Here is a 20,265-nt window from a genome sequence, read left to right on the forward strand (position 1 = left end):
TCTCCCAGGCGCCGCGCTTGTCTCTGCCGTCGCCCGTCGGCAGTCCAGCCGATGAGGGCGGTGGCGAGGTTGAGGACGCTGACGGCCAGAGGGATCCAATGGGAGAGGTCTTGCATGGTGGCTCCTTCGTATATGAGCTGTTGGAGCCTTATGGCAGCCTGGGCGGCAAGGGTCCGGCAGCAGATGCGTACTCGTCCGGCCAAATGTGTGCTCCGCTGTGGCGCTTGAGGGAGTCTGAGCAGCAGAACGGCCGACGCCTGCGGCGCCCGCCGCAGGCGTCCGGCAGCGTCCGGCAATCGAGCCGGACGGCCCAGCGCGCCGTGGATGTCAGGGAAGGGAAGGCAATGACGCCCAATCCGGACCACGTACATACGACGACCGATCTCGCGTCGGCGTTGAAGGAGCTATCCGGAGAGCGCTCCTACTCCGAGCTGAATCGGGCCGCGCGGCCGTACAGGTTGGCATCGAGCACGTTGACGGACATGTTCGGCAAGGGCCGGCCGAGCGAGGAGACACTCGAGGTGTTTCTGAGGGCGTGCGGCCTCTCGCGCGAGGATCGGGAGGCGTGGCGGCAGGCGCGCGAGCGCGCCCTTAGTACCAAACCGGAGCTTGACGGGGTGGTCCGAGTGGCGCAGGCCGACCCGCGGCGCCTAGGTGTGCACGCTCCAATCGACGCCCCCGGTGCCACCGAGGACCTGCCGGTGTACGTTCGGCGCGACGTCGACGATGGTCCGCGCGGCGTACGAGATCTGGTGCGTAGGGCCGCCCAACGGGGCGGGCTGGTGGTGCTGGTAGGTGGCTCTTCGGTCGGCAAGACCCGCTGTGCCTACGAGGCGCTCCGTGCGCTGTTGCCGCAATGGTGGCTGCTGCAACCGCCTGACGCTCGAAAGATCGAGCAAGCCACCGTATCAGGATCCGAGCGGCTGGTGGTGTGGCTGGATGAGCTGCAGCGCTACCTCGACAGCTCCAATCCATTGACCGCCGCGACGGTCCGCACTCTGCTGGACCGCCGCACGGTTATGATCGCCACCCTGTGGCCGGACCGATATAACGCCTATACGTCGCTGCCGCAGGTCGGCCATCCCGAGGCCAGCGCCAACGCCCGAGAGCTGCTCGGCCTGGCCGAGGTCGTCCACATCGACGCTCAGCTGAGCCAGGCCGAGCGAGAGCGCGCACATGCCACCGCTACGGCGGGAGACGCGCGGATCAAGCTGGGGTTGGAGTTCGGCGACTACGGCCTGTTCCAGGTCATCGCCGCAGCCCCGCAGTTGGTCGACCGCTGGCGCGGGGCCGACGCGTACGCAGCCGCAGTGCTGACCGCGGCCGTCGACGCGACCCGCCTGGGCGTACGTTCGCCGCTGAACGCGGAATTGCTCCGCGAAGCCGCTCCCGGCTACTGCGATGCCCGCCAGCGAGGCGCCGCACCCGCCAACTGGTTCGAGGCATCATTGGCCTACCTCACCCAGGAACTCCACGGCGCCGCCGCCGCACTGGCCCCGAGTGCCCCGCCTGCGGCAATGGGTAGCCCGGCCGGCTATGAGGTCGCCGACTATCTGCAGCAACGCATTGAAGCTCTGCGGTACAGGGCCGTGATTCCTGCCACGACCTGGCGCGCTCTGGTCACCCGCCTGACAGACTCAGACGATCAGATCCGCATCATTGAGGCTGCTGTCGACCGGCTGCTCTTCGACTACGCGCTACAGCTGTGGCGTCGCGGCTGCCACGCCCTTCCCTCATATACCGCCAACACGCTCATCGAGGTGTTGATGGCACAGGAGCGGGAAAACGACCTCCACGCCATCGCCGCACGTGACCCGTACACCGCGATGCTGCTGGCCGACAAGCTGGTAGGGCAGGGACGCGTGGACGATGCCCTCGCTGTCCTCAGCCCTCACGCCGACGCTGAATCCGGCACCAGCGCCGATCATCAGTACGCAGCAGAAAAGTTCGTCCACCTACTCGGCGAAAACGGCCGGGAAGATGTCCTGCGCATCCGTGCGGACGCCGGTGACCGGTTCGCCGCCGACAAGCTGGCTCGCCTGCTTGCCGCCCAAGGCCGTGAGGATGCCCTACGCTCGCGAGCCGATGAGAGCGATCCGTATGCTGCCGACCGGCTGGCCGATCTACTGGTGCGCAGGGGGCATCTAGAGGAGGCCATCGCTCTCCTACGCCCTCACACCCACTATCCGTTCGCCGCTGGCCATCTGGCCAAACTGCTGGACATGTGGGGGCAAGAAGAGAAAGCCGTTGAACTTCTCACCGCGCACGCCGATGCTGGGATCACATTCATCGCCCAACAGCTGGCTGGCCTGCTGTTTATGCGCGGGCGGGAGGAGGAACTACGTGCTCGTGCTGACGGCGGTGACAAGGCTGCTAGAGCCCGCATGGCTATGTTCCTGGCCATGCGGGGACGGGTCGAGGAACTGAGCGCTCGCGCTGAAGCGGGCGATGGATACGCCGCCGATCGGCTGGCCGACCTGCTGGCTGATCAGGGGGAGCTAAATGGACTTCATGCACGCGCTGACGCGGGCAACCTGCACGCCGCTGAACGTTTGGCCGATCTACTCGCAGCCCAAGGTCGAGAGGACGGACTGCGCACCCGCGCCGACGCTGGGGACCTCCACGCCAGCGCCCGTCTGGCTGACCTGCTGATCGCTCAAGAACGGATAGAGGAACTCCATGCCCGCGCCGATGCCGGCGACCTGTCTGCCGCTCTGCGTGTTGCCGTCCGACTGGCCGAGCGTGGACAGGTAGAAGAGCTTCGTGCCCGCGCGGACGGCGGCGACTGGTACGCCGCCGATCAGCTGGCTGACCTGCTGGCCGAGCAGACGCGGACAGACGAACTTCGGACCAGGGCGGAGGCAGGTGACCGTTTCGCTGCCCGACGACTCGCGGACGCTCTGGCGCGGGCTGGGCATCAATTCGATGCGGAACGCGTGCGCCGATTCGGGTTGGTGCTGGATGACATTTCGCCGCTGAGTGACCGGCGGTCATGACTATTCAGATGCGCGTCAGCACTGGCCTGAGGTAGTCGAAGAGGATCATCTCGTCGAGGTAGACCCCTCCGCCAGGCGCCTTTCCCCGGACTTCTCCTGCCCTGGCCGGAGTAGCCGGCCCATCCCCTACCTGATCACGCCCTGCTACTGACATTTGGTGTCGCGGTGGGTCGACCTCCTCCTGTCGCTCAACAACTTGCTCCGCAAGACCAGCCGGAACGATCTTGCGCCGCCCGTGGCGCAGCGGGCGTTGTACGGTGCGCGCATGGCCAAGTCCTTCCGCACCGCCGAGTCGATGGTCCGCGACGTTCGGCAGTTGTTTGCTCTCGTCGAAATCCCGGAACGTCGCAGTGAAAGGACGGCCGGCGGCTACTCGATCACGGCGTTCGGCGACCGGGTGAACCTGCGTTGGACGGCTCGCGACGACTTCGAGATCGCCTCGGGAGAGATGAGCGTCGACCATCCCGGTTACCCGTTGGTGCGCGTCGAACGCGCCATCATGTTGGCCATGGAGCGCGCGATGGCGGAGGTACTGTACGCGGCCGGGCTCACACTTCAACTGCGTCCCGGCGTGCCCCAGCCACAACGTGGAGAACGAGCGCGACCCGGAGCTGGTGGTGGTCGCCTACCCCGAGTTCCGGGCATGGACCAGCGGCTGACGGAAGGCCTTCACCCGCCCGGGTCACGTCCCCGCGGAAGTGCTGCGGGCCGGGTCTTTCGTCCCGGACGTATCGGCGCGAAGCGTCGATACCTTAGCACTGCAGTTCGATCTTGGACGGATGGTCAATGATCAATTCATGGCCTCATCTACGATCTTGCTTCTTCGATTTCGAGATCGTTTGATCGATGGTGGCTCCTGATCAGCTTGCGTTCCGCTTGATTCTCTGTTGATTGCTTCGCGATTCATCGACTGCCAGACGCGCCGGGTCTGCTGCGCGGCGCCGACCATGTCGCGCCGAGCACCCCAGTCCCCTACCTCGTGCGTCTTCCTCAACCTGAGCTGATCAGGCAAAGCAGGATGCGTGAACAGGGCGGTGGTTCACGCCTCTCGGCCGCGCCGGCGCGGCCGGAGACCGTGAGCATAGTGGGTGAAAGCGGAGGCAAGGAAAGCGATTGGGGCTACTTTGCGTAATAGGCCCTCGATCGACTTGGACTGGGCGCCGGCCTTGGTGAACCACCGCCTACAGCAGATCAGAGCTGACGACTCCGCATCTGTCCGTGAGCCCCAAATCGGAGGGTGACCTGTGGCTCTCGACGGAGCCGACTTCGACGCGGTGGTCGCCGGGCGTGCTCGCTCGTGTACGTGTACACGAACCGGCTTCGGCAGGCCCACGAGCACCATGGAGCCCCAACAGCGGAGGCCATCAGCTCTGTGGTGAAGTACGTCTTTCTCGAGCCTGCGCCAGATGACCCTCAGCGTAAACCAGAGGCATCCCGACCATGGTGGGCTTGGTGACGGCGGCCAGTCTGGGTTTGAGCCCGCCCCTGTGGCGCGCCCAGTATGGCGCCGGACGGCAGCGCGCAGGCGAATCCACAACCTCAAGACCTGAACCCCGAACAGGCCCTAATGGCCTTACCAGTATCGACCCCGTTGTCCTTCCGGGACGCGAACTTGGAGAGAGTCGACTGGCTTGACCATGCATCCCCCGCCGGGCACCACCTCACGTTGGCCGACCTGTACAGCTTGACTCGGCCTGTGTCGTCAGGCGCCGAGGTAGGGCCCCAGTGTGGCAGCGGTGGCCGCGCAAGCCAGGTAGTTCTTGACGTGATGGAAGCCGAACGCCGCGTGGATGGGGGTAGTGAGGTCCAAGGCGATGCCGGTGAAAGCGCGCGCAAGGCGGGGTGGGATGGCTACTGGATCGCCCGGGTCGGCGATGTTCACCCAGCGGGCGACGCCGGTGGGCCGGGCGCCAAGTGGTGCTGACGAGCCGGTCGGGCGGGGAGTGAGGCGGTCGAAGACAGCATGAGGTAGGGCGAGAGGGGAGCCCAAGGTGAGCAAAAGGTCCACGCCCAGGTCGGGGTGCGCATGGAACGCCTCGTAGGCGAGGACTGTGCCTAGGGAGTGAGCGATGACAACTCGGGGACAGTGCTGGGCTATCCGTGCCGAGACCTCATTCCGGGCGGCCACGCGCACCGGATCGTCGTCGGCCCGCAGGTACGTGGCCACCTCTCGGAAGAACAACTGGATGAACAGCTGTGTCAGTCGGCCGTCCAAGCTGAACTTTTCCGCCACCCAGGAGGCGGCATAGCGCAGCGGCAGAGTCAGTGCTCCCTGGCTAACAGGCTGAGGGGCTCCGAGTTCCTCCAGCCACGACGCCAGCAGTTTTCTCGCCAGCGGGTCTTCCAGAACGTCCGGGTCGGCTTGCCCTTGGATTGTGGGGCCTGCGTTGAGCGCTGCAGCATAGTAGGCGAAGTCCAAGTCGAGCCGGCTCGTGGGCAGTCCTAGGCCCTTGGCGAGATGCCGGGTCCAGTGGGTCCGTTGCGCCGCGCACACCTGCTCGGCTGTGGCACGGCGATCGTGATATCCCACACCGTGAACAGCGACGATACTGAGAGGCTGGGACGCGGAAATGCTCATAGACGTCTCTTGAAGAGCGGACCCAGTGTGAGCGCGATGACTTCGTGGCCCATGCCGAGCACGACGGTACCGTCGGAAGCGATCTTTGCGCACCACGCACTAGCGGGAAGCTGCAGGGTGGTCAGGCAAGTGTTAGCGGCCAGGTCCCACACCTGCACCGTGCGATCGTGGCCGCAGCTGAGGGCGAGGGGTCGGCCACCGATCTCCGTGGTCGCCACCGCGAGTACCGAGCCGGTGTGGCCGGTGAGGGGGTCGCCGACCTGGTGGCCGGCGACCAGATCCCACACCCGCACCGTGCCATCGCTACCGCCGGTGACAGCAAGGTGCCGGCCGTCGACCTGCGTGGTCGCCACCGCGAGTACCGAGCCGGTGTGGCCGGTGAGGGGGTCGCCGACCTGGTGGCCGGCGACCAGATCCCACACCCGCACCGTGCCATCGCTACCGCCGGTGACAGCAAGGTGCCGGCCGTCGACCTGCGTGGTCGCCACCGTGAACACCGAGCCAGTGTGGCCGGTGAGGACGGTGTGAGTGTGATGGGTGAAGGCATCGCCGGGTATAGCGATGACGTGGCCGGTGACTGGGCCCCGCACCACCCACAGCCGCACCGTGCCGTCGTCGCCGCCGGTGACGACGAGGAGTCGGCCATCCACCTCCGCGGCCGCTATGGCGTTCACATCGGTGAACACCGAGTCGAAGTGGCCTGCGAAGCTAGCGGCCCGGCGGCCGGTGGCCAGGTCCCACACCCGCACCGTGCCGCCGCCGGTGACGGCGACGGGACGGCCGTTCACCTGCGTGGTCGCCACCGCGAGTACTGGGCCCCAGCGGCGGGTGGAGACGGCGGCCTGGTGGCCGGTGGCCAGGTCCCACACCCGCACCGTGCCATCGCTACCGCCGGTGACAGCAAGGTGCCGGCCGTCGACCTGCGTGGTCGCCACCGCCTTCACGTCGTCGCTGTGGCCAGCGAGAACGGTAGGGGTGCGGCGGGTGGCCAGGTCCCACACCTTTACCGTGCCATCGTCGTCACCGGTGACGGCGAGGTGCCGACCGTCAATCTCCGTGGTCGCCACCGCGAGAACCGAGCCGGTGTGGCCGGTGAGGACGGCGACCTGGCGGCCGGTGACCAGATCCCACACCCGCACAGTGCTGCCGCCGGTGACGGCGAGGTGCCGGCCATTCACCTCCGTGGCCGCCACCGCGAACACCCAGCCGGTGTGGCCGGTAAGGACGGTCGGGGTTTGGCGGGTGGCCAGGTCCCACACCCTTACCGTGCGGTCGTGGCCGCCGGTGACGGCGAGGGGACGGCCGTCGATCTTCGTGGTCGCCACCGCGAACACGTCGCCGGTGTGGCCGGTGAGGGGGTCGCCGACCTGGCGGCCGGTGATCAGGTCCCACACCCTTACCGTGCGGTCGTGGCCGCCAGTGACGGCGAGGGGACGGCCGTCGATCTCCGTGGTCGCCACCGCGAACACGTCGCCGGTGTGGCCGGTGAGGGGGTCGCCGACCTGGCGGCCGGTGATCAGGTCCCACACCCTTACCGTGCGGTCGTGGCCGCCGGTGACGGCGAGGGGACGGCCGTCGATCTCCGTGGTCGCCACCGCGAACACGTCGCCGGTGTGGCCGGTGAGGGGGTCGCCGACCTGGCGGCCGGTGATCAGGTCCCACACCCTTACCGTGCGGTCGTGGCCGCCGGTGACGGCGAGGGGACGGCCGTCGATCTCCGTGGTCGCCACCGCACGCACCCAGCCGGTGTGGCCCGTGAGGACAGTGGTGGTGTGACCGGTGACCAGGTCCCACACCCTTACCGTGCGGTCGTGGCCGCCGGTGACGGCGAGGGGACGGCCGTCGATCTCCGTGGTCGCCACCGCACGCACCCAGCCGGTGTGGCCGGTGAGGACGGCGGTGTTCGCTGCCGATACTTGCGAGCCAGTGCTCCAAACGGGTGCCCAGTCGGCGTCGCGGACGAAAGCATCGACCAATTGCGTGGCGCGGAATCGGGCGGCGTCCAAGGCAAGGATCTGCTGACGCTCAAAGGGTGGAAGGGTGCGGTGGACGGAATAGGAGGCCCGGTAGATGGCGGCAGCGAGTCGTTCGCCCGCGGTGGCTGCCTCGGGGAGGATGGCGTTGACCGCGTCGGGTTCACCATGGATGAGGAACTGGGGATCTTGCAGGAGTTCTCCTGCCTTGCCGGCGTGCGAGGCGTGCTGGGTGGCGTGACGCAGCAGGTACGGATCGGCCACTCGCCACGCGGGCCTGCCATCGTCGGCGGGCGGCATGGCTTGCAGGAGCCGCTCGTAGACCAGCCGGGCGTAGGGCGAGGGCGTGGGCGTGCTCATGGGGTCTGCTCCTGGTCTAGGCGGCCATGCGGGGAGGCCCGGAGGCGCTCAGCGAGTCCTTCATGGAAGAGCCGGTAGAGGGTGGTGCCGTCGATGTCGATGTCGCGGCGCAGGTAGAAGCGAGCCTGGGCCAGGGCGGCTCTGACGTCGGCGATCGGCAGCGAGCCCTCGCCTGACCCGGGAGGTGTGAATACTCGGGCGACGTGGGCGAGGACCCGCTCCGGCATGCCCTGGCCCTCGGCATGCGCCAGAGCAGCCAGCACGGGGCGCAGATGCGGCTGGTCGGGGCGGCGGGCTAGGTCGAGTTCGAGGAGTTCGGGCAGGTTCACGGGAACACCGAGGCCGAGATGCCGGGCGGTAGCGGGATCGTGCTCGGTGGGCAGTGTGAGCACGTGGCGCAGGTAGATGCCTGCGACGAGGAACTCGCCCCACCCCAGGGGCCTGGTCTTCTCCCTCTCTCGGGTGGGGTCGTTGATCCCGGTCAGGCGGGCCGCGATCCCTTCAGCGAGGGCTTCTGCGGCGCCAGCCGCCTCCAGTGCGGCGTAGGGGGTGTCGACCGCGAGCAGGTCACCGACGTAGTGCCGCAGGGCTCGGTAGACGTCCGCAGGCTGGGCGTGGTCGAGGTTGATCAGCCCTCCGGTGTCGTCAGCCAAGCGGATCAGGGGCGCACAGTGCGGCTCGGGGCGGAGACTGACCAGCAGCCGCAAGCCTGAGGTACCGGCGACAGCGGCGCGGGCCAGGGGCAGCAGCAGGGCTTGGGTGATGTCTTCAGGCCGTTCCGCCTCATCCAGAGCGTCGACTACCAGCGTGTACGGAGCACCAGGGGGCGCCCGCATGAGCTCCGCCAGGCTGTGCGCGTCCCAGCCGCCGGTAGGGCGGGGCTGCTCGGTGGCGCCTAGTTGGCGGGCGATGGAGTCGGTGATCTGCTCCAGGTCACGGCGCCTGGCATGGACCACGGCGAGCCGGTCGTTGCGGGTCGGCTTGATCGGTAGCGGAAACCACAGGTTTTGCGTGGCATCGCGCAACTGAGGATGGGCCGCGCAGACCAGTACGCCGAGCAGCGCGGACTTGCCCACTCCGGGTTTGCCAGTGACGATGCGAAAGCCGGGGCCGTGGCCGTTGAGCCAGGCGGTCAGCATGGTGACTTCCCGCTCCCGGCCACGGAAGTAGCCTTGCCCCACTCCACGGTCCAGTGGCTCGGCGCCAGCGCCGCGAAGCATAAAGTGTCGGGGGTCGAATGCCTCGTCCAGCAGAGAAGCAATGCCGACATCGACTTGCGAGAGCCCGCTTTTTTGAAGCTGATGGCCGGGGTTGGGGAAGAACGGCAGATCGTCCAGGTGCGTGAAGAACGGGATCCGACTGCCCTCAATCTGCTGTGGGTACCCCTCGGTCGCGTTGAGTTCCGCTACCACGCGGTCGATCTCACGGGCGACGGTCGGCAGCGGAATATGCAAATAGGACGAGTCCACCCGCAAGGTGCCGTCGAGATACTGACCGAGCACCGCAGTTGTGGCCCGGCTAAGTCGGTAATCAAATGCCTTGTCCTCGCGTCTGGAGGCGGCGATCACCCAAGCCCGGTGACGGCCCACCGGCATCTGCTGGTGCCATGGCAGCGTCGCGGCGGCCCCGGAGTGGCACAGATCGAGGATGAACAGCGTCAACGGTCGGCGCTTGTCGGGATGCGATTCGATCAGACTAATCCAGGCCGAGACTGGATCGTCGAAATTCTGCCCGTCGCTCCCCACCACATGCAGTTCGCGCTCGCCGGCCTCGGCCAGCCTGCCGTGCGCGATGACATGCACCACCAGCACCCACGTGTCAGGGCACATCACAGCCTTGCGGATTTCCTCACCGGGACTTGTGGCCCGGCCGGGTTGCCGACCATCAACGTAGCCGAACCTGCCCAGCACCTCGGACATTGCGGTGGCGTGCGCAGGAGCCTCACGCAGCGCATCCAGCTCACCGAGCGCCGGCAGATCGTCCTCGTGCTGCGTATCCGGGGATAGGCCGATAGTCAGTGCGATTCGTGTCTCGCTTCTGCGATCAAGACCTTCTCTCATGCCCCGTCCTCCGAACTGTCGGGGCCCTACTAGAAATGACCTCTTGAAATGCAACCCACCAACTAAATGATAGTCGGGGATACCCAGGCACGCATTCCGGGAATACGATCACACTCGGCTTGGTAATCGGGCGACAAGGAATCAATCAATCCACAGGAAAACATCGGCCAATTCCCTGCGGTAGCCCGCCTCGCACAGGGACGCCACCTCGCCCACCGAACGCGTGATCGACGAAACCGGGACCGCGGTGGCCAGCAGCCTCTGAGTAGATTGGCCAACCACACTTGAGCATCGGCCGACTCACCAGCGGACTTCCCGACGTCTCTGGCCACGCTGCGTGTCTGCCGCGGCCGGTCGTACCGCGTCCAGATCAGACGGTGCGTGTCGATGTCCGAAGTCGAGTGCACAGGTGGCCTGGGGTTCTGGGCCGATGTGCAGAGGAGTGCGGATATTCGAGATGTCCGTAGTCGTATGCACTGCCGTTCACCTTTGTCTGTACTCGTGTGCGCGACGGTGATGTCCATCCGCCTCAATTCGCCGCCGTTGCGGCCTGATCACCGGGAACAACATCGCCGCTCACCATCCCGAGGGGATGGTGCAGCCGACTTTGGACAACCGTGCACTCGACTTCGTACATCGATAGCCCTGCGCGGCCCAGGAGAGGGAGCCCCATGATCCGCGCAAACTCTGGGTGTACCACGGCCAGCCTTGGATCGATTCATAGCTTTTGTGCTCTCGAGGTAACGCTCACGCCCGCCAGCCGTCTATGTGGACGACAGCTCCAGCGCCCAGATGGTCTCAGACGAGCGGAAGGGCAGGTGATCGATCATGGACGTGACGATTACCGGTGCGCGAACGTGCCATTGTTGCGGAAAGGTCGGCCATCCCAGCAAGGAGTCCGCAGCGCGCTCTGCCCGGGCGTGCATGGTGGCGGCTGGCGGGCGACTGCGTGTGTACGGCTGCCCTGCTGGCAACGCCTGGCACCTGACGTCCACGCGACCACGGCGGCGCCCCAGCAGGCGGCCACGCCGGGGACCTGGTGGTCGGCGTGGGCGGCGATGAGTTCGAGGCCGTCGGCCTCTCGGCAGCATCGCATGCCGTGACCGCAGCGGATTTCGGGGAGTTCTACGACCGCGAGATGCCAGCCCTGGTGTGGTTTGTCCTGGCGCTGGGTGCCGATGGAGACACGGCTGCGGACGTGGCTCAGACCGCCTTCGTCAAGGCCTTCAGCGTTTGGGACGACCTGCGTCATCCCAAGGCGTGGCTGCGCCGGGTGGCACAAAACGACCTCAGCGACCGGCGGCGAGCACGACAGCGGGAAACCATCAGCGATGAGCTGCCCGACCAGATCGATTTACTGTCAGCTGCGATGGCCGCCGAACTGCGCGCCGAACAGCGCGAAGTGATCGCAGCACTGAAGCTGTTACCGATCAAGCAACGTCAAGCGCTGGCCTGGTGCCTTGATGGATTCACCCCCACGGAGATCGCCGAGTCGCTGGGAATGCAGCCCACGGCGGTCCGGCAAAACCTGTTCAAAGCCAAACGCGCCCTGAGAGCGGCCCTGGAATCGAGAGGGAGGCACCCGCGATGAACAGGCGATGGAGGGATTGGCTGAGCCCTGGCCACGGCGAAAGCGAAGGTCAAGGCGAGCATGAACTGAACGCACTGCTGGCCCAGACCCGGGCCTCGGCCATCGCGGCCATCGAGGGAACCCTGGATCTGCAGGCGGGCAAGGAAGCCATCTTCGCTCTGCACGGCAGCAGGCGCCAGGACCGCGCCGCAACGGTGGCGACGGAGCCGCCCACTGGCGTGCTGGCCGAGGTGTGCGAGCACATCGCCCTGTTGTTGACGGTGGTGCAGGTGGAAAACGAGCCAGGCCGCAGCCCTGCTCAGGCCGCAGCCGTCCCCTACCTGTACGCCGCTCGGCAATTCTTGATTCAGCTGCGTGCGGGGTTACTCAAGCGGGAATTGCCCAAGGCCGAGGCGGCACGGCTGGTCTCCAGCGTTGAGCACGCCCTCAAGCAGGCCCGTCGGCGTCTGTTGCAAGTCCTGCCGGTCGATCCTCGGCACGGCACCTCCGACCCCACCCGTGACCTGCTGGAGGTGGTGGACGACCTCCTCGGGCAGCTCAGCGTCCTAAACGGCAAGATCGTCTGGTTGTTCGACGACATTGACGAGAGCACTTGTCCCGTTCCCGCTCCACACACGTGAGCGGAAACCCCCGTTCTGTATCCCCTCCTACTGAGGAGCAGGCCATGGGTAAGGCCAAACGGATCAAGAACCAGCGGCGAGCACGCTGGAGCGCCCCGGCAGCGAGCCGCACCCTGAATAGCATCACCGACATCGAGCAGGCTGGCGAGGAGTTCACGGCCGAGACCGCGTGCCGCCTCACCTACCTGAACGATCCGATCCTCGGCAATGGCCAACCGGTCAGCGGCATGGGCCCGGACGGCGAGCTGCTCGTCGACGACAGCGGCACCGTGGAACCGATCCCCGTCGTGCTGTTCGAGCCCAGCCGAATCATCGTCCGAACGGACCGGATCACCGGGGCCGTGCTTGGGGAGACCCGAACGGAGGCGATCGTGGGGGGCGGATTTCATCATCTGCCCGACAGTCCTGTGTGGACCATCCAGCCAGCGCTGGGCTGGGGCGTCTATCGCACCGGCGAGGGCGTGGTGCTCCGCGACGCAAGCGGTGTGATCTGGGCCTCCGGCGCGCCCGCCTTGGATCCGGCATGGGTTTCTGCCGCCACCAGCTACGGCTACGTCGTCGCCTTCTACGGGCCCAAGCTCGGCGTCCGAACTCCACCTAGGCTCTCCCCGCGGGCGTACACCACGGCCAAGCGCCGGGCCGAATTCGTGCAAGGCCGGGCCCAGGGACTGACCACTGTGGCCATCGTGACCTGGCATGGCGCGACAGAGGAGGACCTGGAGTGGGTGGTAGCCGAGCCGGGCAGCTACGGTCAACCGCTCCCGGTGGTGTTCGCCCCGGCCGCCACCTTCCGGATGCACGGCGGAGCAGACCTGTTCGGCCTCACCCCACTGCGCCTGCATGACCCCTTGCCGACAACTCCGCTGCCCGATCTGATCGCACACATCAGTCCCACCGACGTGGACCTGATCCGCCCCAACGAGCCGATGCCGACCAACTACGTCGCCGGCGTGCACTACGGCGAAGGCCTGAGCATCTCCTGGCTGCAGGCCGCCCGACGGCTAGGCAAGGTGCTGCTGTTGACCGGGCCCACACTGCCCGGCAAGAGCGGCACAGACCCGAGTCAAGCATGGCGGGGCATCTCGGCAGGGATCGTGCAGGTGGAGACGCGATGAGCACCGACCAGCATCCCCGCGTGGACCACTCTCCCCTGCACGACTTGTCCGGATGCGCCCGCTTGCTCGGCTGGCCGCGGCCGTTGTTGTGGTGGCGGATCCGGACAGGCGTCTTCCCTGCACATACCAGCCAACACAACGGACATCCGAGATGGCGCGAAAGCGACGTCTATCGGTGGGCAGCCACCCATGCTGCCCGCGAGCTGGCCAGCCGCATCCCGGTCACCTACTGGCCAGATGCCACCGCGCCGGCGCCCTACGACGGAAGCCACCGGATGGAGCGTGCCACCCTTCTGTGCTGGCATACCCAGCTTGGCCCGCTGTGGCTGGTATGGCCCGACCCGGAATACGCCCATGAAACCGCCCTGCAGCGAGCCCGCTACGAAGTCGGCGCCGAGGCTGCGGCGATCGTGGCCGTTCGCAGCGACTTCACCGCCTTCGGCCCTGCGCTGCAAGCGATCCTGCCCGACACCGGCGTCGTCTACGAGCCCGCATGGCCACAGCTGTCCCGCATACTCGGTCAACCAGCGCCATACTGGCCATACATGCTGCGCATCGGCGATCTGCTGACCGCCTGGCGGCCAGCCGCCGCCAAGGCGTCCGCCGCCACCATTCCCGAGCTGAATGTCGTGCCGCTGCTGCGGCTGGCTGCCGTTCTCGACGATGGCAGTCCGGCGCAACAGGTCTTGGTGAACCTCGCCAGGATCGCCCAGCATCGCGCCAGCACCTCGGCCGAGGGGGACTTGCAGATGCTGGCCGACGCCGTTGAGCCGGGCACCACCGTGGTGGCCGCCATTCCCTTGAACGTGCCCGACGTCGACAGCTCCGACCTCGATGAAGCGGTGCGGCGCGTCGGATGGCTGGAGATCCTCGGCCGCGACGACATCCTTGCGCTGCAGTGCGTCCAGGAGGCGATGAAGTGGGACGGTGGCGACGATTTTCCCTACAGCAACCCGGAAACCATCGATACCCGTACCACCTGCGGTGCCGAATGGGCCCGGCGCCTGGTACCTAGCACACGCACCGCAGCTTTCGAAATCATGCACCACGGCCACTGGACGGACGGGGACGCAGGATGCCTGATCGACCCCGAAACCGACGCTCCAGTCATGCGCACCCCCACCGGAAACATGGACACCGCCATCCCACGTAGGCTGCCCGCCAGCAGCCCTCTGGCCGAGATCATCTTGGATCAGACCATCTGGGTGCGCACCCAAGACGGCATCCTCTACCCCGCGCCCAAGCACTCCTACTACGGCCTCAGCTGGGGCTATCCAGGAGTTGGCCCCGGGACGCTGGCGCTACTGATACACCACTTGCTCGACGACATCAACGCGCCCGGAGCGCGTGGCGCCTCTGGAGCTCCCGAGGGCTTGGACGCCCTCACCGAAACCGACTGGCCAAAAGGCACCGTACTAAGCCGCGCCCAGCTCGAAGCATCTCGTGCCGGACGCCCGCCGGAAAGCCCGGGTAGCAACGCACCGCCTGGAGCGACTTCTTGAGACGCATCGCCGCTGGCCGCATCGAGACCCGAATTCCTTCCGGAATATTTTCGCGATTTTTTGTCGACTCATCCGCTACACTCGCACCCATGGATGCGTTGTTCCCGTTGGATGAGCCCGTGGCGAACCAGCAGTTGCTGGTCGCGGCGCGCGAGGCCCTGGAGCTGACGCAGGCCCAGCTCGCCGACCGGCTCACCAAGATCATGGGCGCCCACCCCAAGATCAGTCAGGGGTATGTGTCCCGGGTGGAAAAGGGCGCCCTGACGGTCAGCGGGGATCGACTGGAGGTGTTCGCGACCGCATTGGAGTGCACGCCGGATCTACTGACAGCCGACTCCAAGATATGGTCACTGGGCGAGGGATGCCTTTACCACCGGAACCGTGCCTCGACCAAAGCCTCGACGCTGCGGACGCTCCACGCCCGGGTCAACCTGCTCCGCCTCTACCTACAGCGCCTCGCAGAGGTCGCGGGGCAGAGGCTGCCGGAGTTCACTTGGACTCCGATGCATGTAGGAGGCATGGACGGCGCGGACGAGGTCGCTCAGGCCGTGCGCTCCGAGCTCGGGCTTGGCCGGGGCGCGGTCGAGTCGGTCACGGCGATCGCTGAACGCATGGGCGCACTGGTGGTGCCGATGTCCCTAGGAGGACGCGAGGTCGACGCGACCAGCCTGCATCCTCCCGGGGAGGCCCCACTCTTCGTGATCAATACCGACGCCCCCACCGATCGCCAGAGATTCACGCTGGGTCACGAGCTCGGCCACGTGGCGTGCTCCCCGGATCCGGACGAGGACGTCGAAGAAATGGCCCAGCGGTTCTCGGCAGAACTACTCGCTCCATCGGCAGAACTGAGGAATGACCTGCGGGCTGCGCCGATCACGCCGGCGCGGCTCTTGCAGCTCAAGTCCACCTGGCGAATCTCCGCAGCCGAGGTGCTTCGCCGAGCAGTGGATCTCGCAGTGATCAGCGACTCGCGGTATCGCAGCATCAACGCCCAGATCTCGGCGCTCGGCTGGCGAACCGGCGAGCCTGAGCCGCTGCCCGCCGAGCGACCCGTGGTGGTCCCGGCTCTGGTCCAGGCCGCGGTGAAGGCAGCCGGTGGGGCAGACGCCGCCGCTGCCGCAGCTGGAACAACTACAGACAAACTGCGTGAGCTGTTCGGTAACGACGTGGTTCCACACATCTGAGGAAGCAGCTGATGACGAATCGGCAGGATGGCCCCACCGACGGGGCCAGCTCGGGGGTCGACGCTCGTTCGGACCTGGAGGCTCGGTGGGCAGCCCTCGCGACCCGACGCTCCCCTGACGTCCCGGACGGCCCCGCGGCTACCCTCCTCAACCGGGTCATGGTCTACACGCAGGCGAGCAGGATCGAGCTTGTCCGGCCGTTCCTGGATCGGCAGCGGTCGGGGCTGGTGATCGCGGGTGTAAACCCGCGCAAGGGCATCCAGCTCGACCTGGCAAGCCGCGACCGCGACGTTGTGTTCATGATCGACCCGGCGGTGTACGACGGCAAGGACGTCGAGGGCAAGGAGAAGTACACCGCCACCTGCGATGCGCCATTCCGAGTACCTGAGGGCAGACTCTGGTCGGTGTCCCTCGGAGACGTTCTCGACGAGCAGCTCGAAGCCGGCGCGGCGACGGCGCTGACGCCTAGCGGCTTCATCGCCACCATCGACGTCCTCAAGGCCGCCGTCGAGAAGTTCAAGCAGCTCAAGCACAGCAACGCGATGCTGGTCGTCCCGTTGCACATCTCGCTGCTCGGCCCCAGGTACTTCAGCCAGACTTTGGCCGTCCTCCAGCACTTGGAGGGGCCGGTGGCGCTGGCCCTGGGCCGCCAAGGCGACCCCCTCGACCAGAACAAGCAGATCATCCCCAACCTGCGGACCCTTGCCGCCACCATCCCCCTGATGCCGATCCGGACAGACTTCAACGCCCTCGACCTCGTCGCACACGGCGCCTTCGCCGGCGCCATCGGGACCGGGGGCAGTCTCCGCCACGCGATCGACCCCACCGAAAAGCCCTTCGCCTTCAGCAAGAACCCGTCTCCCAGCGTCCTGATCCCCGAACTTGCCTGCTTCTGGAAGGGCAGCAAGATCGCTGAGGAGTTCGGTGCGCGGCCGGGTGCCACACCTCGATGTTTCTGCACCGTCTGCTCCGCCCAGAACCCGGGCGGCCAGCGTCTCAGCAGGTTCCTGAGCCGAGACGATCAGGAAGAAGCCATCGTGCATGCGATCGCCGTGTGGTCGACATGGGCACGCGACATCCTCGATGCTCCGACCATACGAGACCGGGCCATCTACTGGCGTAAGCGCTGCAAGGACGCAGTCGATCACCACACGATCTTCAGCCGCCTGCTCAATCGACTGGAGGAGTTCAAGCCGCAGTCCCCAGTCGAGGCTTGGGCCACGCTGCCGGCCTGGCCGACTGACGTCGTCGCCAACGCCTGACCTCAGACCCCGAGTTTTCCCGTCGCCTGACGGTAGATGGTTTCAGTGAAACGCCACCACGCAGTGGTCGGCTGCCAGTCGGTCAGAGACTCTGGTTCGACCAGGACTCGGGCAGGTCGCTGATCAACGACCGCCACGCCGATGCCATACAGGTCGGCCATTGCCAGCTCCTCGTGCCGGTTACCCGGCACGGACGGGACAAGGGTCATGCGGCTGCAGTAGGCGGCGAAGCGAGAAGCACGAACCAGCCCATCGTGCAAATCCGTAGCAGTCACCACGGCCAACAGCGGAGTAACCGGCGGAACGATGTGGCGCGTGACCGTGTCCGCTGTGATCGTCGCGACCCCACCCGGAGCGCGGTACAAGCGGCGCTTGTGCGAGCGAGGCAGGGACCTGAGCGGAACGGGAAATCCCTCCGGCAGCGCCATGAGTAGGTCCAGCAAGTCCCACGCGAGCACGGCACCGAGACCGACCTGTGCGCGGCGAGCCCACTCGACATCGTCGCGTCGATAGGCCATCCAGACCGAGGTGTCGAACAGGCGCAGGCGGGTAACCGCAACGTCGGCGGCGGCGGGACGTGGCGTCGATCCCGAAAACCTGACCAATGTAGATGCGGAGATCATCCGGCCACCTCCGGAAGGCGGTCGGACGTGCCATGAAGCTCGATCTCCACCCCAAGATCCTCCACCATTCTCCGCAAGCCCGTCCATACCGGGTTCCCCGTTGGCAGGTAATACACCCTCGCGTCACTGTCCGCCCTGCTCACCCTGCGGACCACTCCAGCCGAGACGAGCAATTTTAGCGACGGATAGTAGACGCTCGATGACACTTTGCAGCGGTTGGCGAGCTGACTGATACACAACCCGCCGCGCGTCTCCTCCTTCACGAGGGCCGCCAGCATCTCCAGCCGATAGCGGTGGCCGAACAAGGCCGACGACAGGGGTCTCAGCTCGTTCAACGTCACAAAGCGACTATAGCCATTCGCGATTCGCGATAGACGGCATAGGAGGTTGTGGGCGCGTGTGTGGTGCTTGGCCATGCCGTAGCCGTCAGTTGGGCCAGCAAGCGGCCAGTGTGGAGGCAGGCGGTTCGGAGTCACCGGAGTGGTCACCTGGTCACCTCGCCGCGGCCCGGGCGCTCGGCGACGATCGCCTTCCCGAGCTCGCGGCGACCAAGGGCGCGCACCTTGGCTCGAGCGGCCTGATAGGCAGGATCCTCGTAGGGTGGGCTGCCAAGCCTTGCGGTAGCGTCCGCCGCGGTAGTCACCTCATGGACCGGTGGAGGAGCTGACACACTCGCTGCGGCAACTACGCAGGCCCGCTCACCGGGACTCAAGGCCCTGGCACGTCGGCGGACGACCTCGGCTGCGATCTCGGTGCAGGCTGCACACGGCTGGCCGGTGTCGAGCCGGTGGTGGTCTTCGCACCGGACGTCGGGGCAGTGGTAGCCGCGGCGGACGATGGTGATGGCCACTGCGGTGACGTCGGCGATGTCCTCGCGCCACCGCCATGGCTCGGAGCGCCGGCGGATCCGCTCGGCCAGCTCGGCCGGTGTGCGGATGGCGAGCTCGGCGGCGATCTCGGCCAGCACGCGCCGCTGGCCGAACGCTGGGATGGCTTGGGCCAGCGTCGTCGGCAGGGCATGGCGATAGAGCTGGGCGGCCTGCCGCGCCGTCGCTGAGTCCCGCGCCGCCCTCGGCATGGCGTGCGTTGGGGAAACTTCTCTTCCTGCTTCGGGCGCCTGGCCGCCTACGGACTGCAGGTCGCCTGCGGCGGGAGGTCGAGATGCGTCCAGCTGTGATGTCTTATGATCATGTGCCTTCTGTGGACTGCCCGCATTTGCGAGGGGTGACTGCCCGGTCTTGCCAGGGGTGAATGCTCTGGGGTGCGAGGGGCTGGTGGTGTGCTGACGGCCTTGTGTGGCATATGTGACAGCCACTGTGGCGGCCTCGTCCGGGTCTCGCACGGGGCGTACGAGGAGGCGGCCGCCGCGGCGCTGGGTGACCTCGGTCAGGCCTGCGCGTTCCAGTTCACCGAGCCTGCGCCGGCCGGTGTCGGCTGAGGCGTCCAGTAGGCTGCCGAGGTGGCCGACGGAGGTCTCCAGCGGCTGGTCAGCGTCCTTGTGGTTGGCCAGCACCAGTGCGTACAACCGCCATGCGGCGGGGGAGATGCGCCGATCGGATTCGCTGGAGGCCGACAGCAGATTCAGCGTCCAGGCCGGCACCTCCACGTACGGGTCGCCGGTCTCGCGGGGCAGCTGTAGCGCAGCGTGCCGGACCGCCCGCTTGGCCCCGAGCGGACGGGAGCGGGCCAGCCACGGCCCGCTTGCGCCGTCAGCGAGCAGCTGGCGGCGTGCGCTGTCCAAGGTCTTCTCGTTCACGCCCAGCGCGTCGGCCACCCAGCAGCGCCGCGCGTACGCCGGAGCTCGCCCGCCGCCCAGGGCGCGGGGCATCAGCGTCTCGTACATCGCCCACGCGGCTACCGCCAGGGCATTGTGCGAAGGCGAGCGCAGCAGCGAACGAGGAACCTGCACATGTCCCTGTGGAAACGATCTGGAGGAAGGCGCGACGCCACCGCCGGGTGTGCGGGTCGACGCCTGATCTTGACACGCCGCGCTGGCGGCCGCCGTCACTTGGCCCCGCCCACATAAGCGGCGGCCACGGGCGGCGAGATCATTCCGCGTATATTCCGCGAGTGGTGGCACTCGCGGGCCGCGACTGGCACACCGTGGCACACGCCGAGCGTCGGCGGACAGCCGTTACCGCAGGTCAGACAGGAGTTCGGGCTGGTCTGAAAAGTAGGGCGGGTGGGACTTGAACCCACGACCCACGGATTATGAGTCCGATGCTCTGACCGGCTGAGCTACCGCCCCTGGATTCAGTTGTGTGAAGCACGGCAGGGGTCGAGCCGAGCATGCCGAGCCTCGTGCATGGCTAAGGCTAGAGCATTTCGATCCCGTTCTGGTGCCCCGCCGGACGGGAGACAAGGTCTCCCGGACATCATTCCATGCTCCGCAACGTTGGTG

Annotated in this window: 14 protein-coding genes and 1 tRNA gene; 8 read left to right on the forward strand and 7 right to left on the reverse strand. The window is 66.9% G+C overall.

From position 1 onward, the window contains the following. Nucleotides 1-344: 344 nt before the first annotated feature. Together EDD27_RS07370 and EDD27_RS07375 are read left to right on the forward strand one after the other, a co-directional pair. Complete coding sequence (locus EDD27_RS07370) at nt 345-2,996, forward strand: hypothetical protein (RefSeq protein WP_127931688.1); 2,652 nt, start codon at nt 345-347, stop codon at nt 2,994-2,996. A gap of 265 nt (nt 2,997-3,261) precedes the next feature. Beyond that, nucleotides 3,262-3,786, forward strand: coding sequence for a hypothetical protein (locus tag EDD27_RS07375; protein ID WP_127931689.1), 525 nt, complete (start codon nt 3,262-3,264; stop codon nt 3,784-3,786). Between the two features lie 912 nt (nt 3,787-4,698). On the opposite strand, the gene EDD27_RS07380 is transcribed toward EDD27_RS07375, so the two are convergent. From EDD27_RS07380 to EDD27_RS07390, 3 genes are read right to left on the reverse strand one after another with little or no spacing between them, the layout of a single operon-like run. After that, nucleotides 4,699-5,574, reverse strand: a complete 876-nt coding sequence (locus EDD27_RS07380; protein ID WP_127931690.1) for a hypothetical protein — start codon at nt 5,572-5,574, stop codon at nt 4,699-4,701. Then, nucleotides 5,571-7,907 (reverse strand): WD40 repeat domain-containing protein, encoded by a 2,337-nt coding sequence (locus tag EDD27_RS07385; RefSeq protein ID WP_127931691.1) that lies wholly within the window; start codon nt 7,905-7,907, stop codon nt 5,571-5,573. Before EDD27_RS07385 ends, EDD27_RS07380 begins: the two co-directional genes overlap by 4 nt. Further along, nucleotides 7,904-9,967, reverse strand: coding sequence for an AAA family ATPase (locus EDD27_RS07390; RefSeq protein ID WP_127931692.1), 2,064 nt, complete (start codon nt 9,965-9,967; stop codon nt 7,904-7,906). The genes EDD27_RS07385 and EDD27_RS07390 overlap by 4 nt, the downstream gene beginning before the upstream one ends. Nucleotides 9,968-11,015: 1,048 nt before the next feature. On the opposite strand from EDD27_RS07390, the gene EDD27_RS07395 reads away from it, so the two are divergent. The 6 genes from EDD27_RS07395 (at nt 11,016) to EDD27_RS07425 (ending at nt 17,241) form a co-directional block, all read left to right on the forward strand. Next, complete coding sequence (locus EDD27_RS07395; protein WP_127931693.1) at nt 11,016-11,558, forward strand: RNA polymerase sigma factor; 543 nt, start codon at nt 11,016-11,018, stop codon at nt 11,556-11,558. After that, complete coding sequence (locus tag EDD27_RS07400; protein WP_127931694.1) at nt 11,555-12,178, forward strand: hypothetical protein; 624 nt, start codon at nt 11,555-11,557, stop codon at nt 12,176-12,178. The genes EDD27_RS07395 and EDD27_RS07400 overlap by 4 nt, the downstream gene beginning before the upstream one ends. A 44-nt stretch (nt 12,179-12,222) precedes the next feature. Next, entirely contained in the window at nt 12,223-13,293 is a 1,071-nt protein-coding gene (locus EDD27_RS54005; RefSeq protein ID WP_164903526.1) for a hypothetical protein, read from the forward strand. Further along, the gene (locus tag EDD27_RS07415) at nt 13,290-14,795 is read left to right on the forward strand and encodes a helix-turn-helix transcriptional regulator (RefSeq protein ID WP_127931697.1); all 1,506 of its coding nucleotides are present in this window, start codon (nt 13,290-13,292) and stop codon (nt 14,793-14,795) included. The genes EDD27_RS54005 and EDD27_RS07415 overlap by 4 nt, the downstream gene beginning before the upstream one ends. 89 nt (nt 14,796-14,884) lie before the next feature. Next, nucleotides 14,885-15,979, forward strand: coding sequence for a helix-turn-helix domain-containing protein (locus tag EDD27_RS07420; RefSeq protein ID WP_127931698.1), 1,095 nt, complete (start codon nt 14,885-14,887; stop codon nt 15,977-15,979). A gap of 11 nt (nt 15,980-15,990) precedes the next feature. Next, the gene (locus EDD27_RS07425; protein WP_127931699.1) at nt 15,991-17,241 is read left to right on the forward strand and encodes a hypothetical protein; all 1,251 of its coding nucleotides are present in this window, start codon (nt 15,991-15,993) and stop codon (nt 17,239-17,241) included. A gap of 2 nt (nt 17,242-17,243) precedes the next feature. Here the strand turns inward: EDD27_RS07425 and EDD27_RS07430 are convergent, their stop codons facing one another. The 4 genes from EDD27_RS07430 to EDD27_RS07445 form a co-directional block, all read right to left on the reverse strand. After that, entirely contained in the window at nt 17,244-17,864 is a 621-nt protein-coding gene (locus EDD27_RS07430) for a hypothetical protein (protein ID WP_127931700.1), read from the reverse strand. Next, complete coding sequence (locus EDD27_RS07435) at nt 17,861-18,205, reverse strand: winged helix-turn-helix domain-containing protein (protein WP_127931701.1); 345 nt, start codon at nt 18,203-18,205, stop codon at nt 17,861-17,863. The genes EDD27_RS07430 and EDD27_RS07435 overlap by 4 nt, the downstream gene beginning before the upstream one ends. A gap of 143 nt (nt 18,206-18,348) precedes the next feature. Next, complete coding sequence (locus EDD27_RS07440; protein WP_127931702.1) at nt 18,349-19,773, reverse strand: hypothetical protein; 1,425 nt, start codon at nt 19,771-19,773, stop codon at nt 18,349-18,351. 265 nt (nt 19,774-20,038) lie between these two features. Beyond that, nucleotides 20,039-20,112 (reverse strand) — tRNA-Ile (locus EDD27_RS07445). Nucleotides 20,113-20,265: the final 153 nt, after the last annotated feature.

The organism is Nonomuraea polychroma, assembly GCF_004011505.1.
Classification (GTDB): Bacteria; Actinomycetota; Actinomycetes; order Streptosporangiales; family Streptosporangiaceae; genus Nonomuraea; species Nonomuraea polychroma.

Excerpts from the sequence above, each read along its gene's own strand:
- EDD27_RS07385 (WP_127931691.1), bottom strand. The coding sequence starts at position 7,907 with ATGAGCACGCCCACGCCCTCGCCCTACGCCCGGCTGGTCTACGAGCGG.
- EDD27_RS54005 (WP_164903526.1), top strand. The coding sequence starts at position 12,223 with ATGGGTAAGGCCAAACGGATCAAGAACCAGCGGCGAGCACGCTGGAGC.
- EDD27_RS07375 (WP_127931689.1), top strand. The coding sequence starts at position 3,262 with ATGGCCAAGTCCTTCCGCACCGCCGAGTCGATGGTCCGCGACGTTCGG.
- EDD27_RS07370 (WP_127931688.1), top strand. The coding sequence starts at position 345 with ATGACGCCCAATCCGGACCACGTACATACGACGACCGATCTCGCGTCG.
- EDD27_RS07415 (WP_127931697.1), top strand. The coding sequence starts at position 13,290 with ATGAGCACCGACCAGCATCCCCGCGTGGACCACTCTCCCCTGCACGAC.
- EDD27_RS07420 (WP_127931698.1), top strand. The coding sequence starts at position 14,885 with ATGGATGCGTTGTTCCCGTTGGATGAGCCCGTGGCGAACCAGCAGTTG.
- EDD27_RS07425 (WP_127931699.1), top strand. The coding sequence starts at position 15,991 with ATGACGAATCGGCAGGATGGCCCCACCGACGGGGCCAGCTCGGGGGTC.
- EDD27_RS07380 (WP_127931690.1), bottom strand. The coding sequence starts at position 5,574 with ATGAGCATTTCCGCGTCCCAGCCTCTCAGTATCGTCGCTGTTCACGGT.
- EDD27_RS07400 (WP_127931694.1), top strand. The coding sequence starts at position 11,555 with ATGAACAGGCGATGGAGGGATTGGCTGAGCCCTGGCCACGGCGAAAGC.
- EDD27_RS07430 (WP_127931700.1), bottom strand. The coding sequence starts at position 17,864 with ATGATCTCCGCATCTACATTGGTCAGGTTTTCGGGATCGACGCCACGT.
- EDD27_RS07390 (WP_127931692.1), bottom strand. The coding sequence starts at position 9,967 with ATGAGAGAAGGTCTTGATCGCAGAAGCGAGACACGAATCGCACTGACT.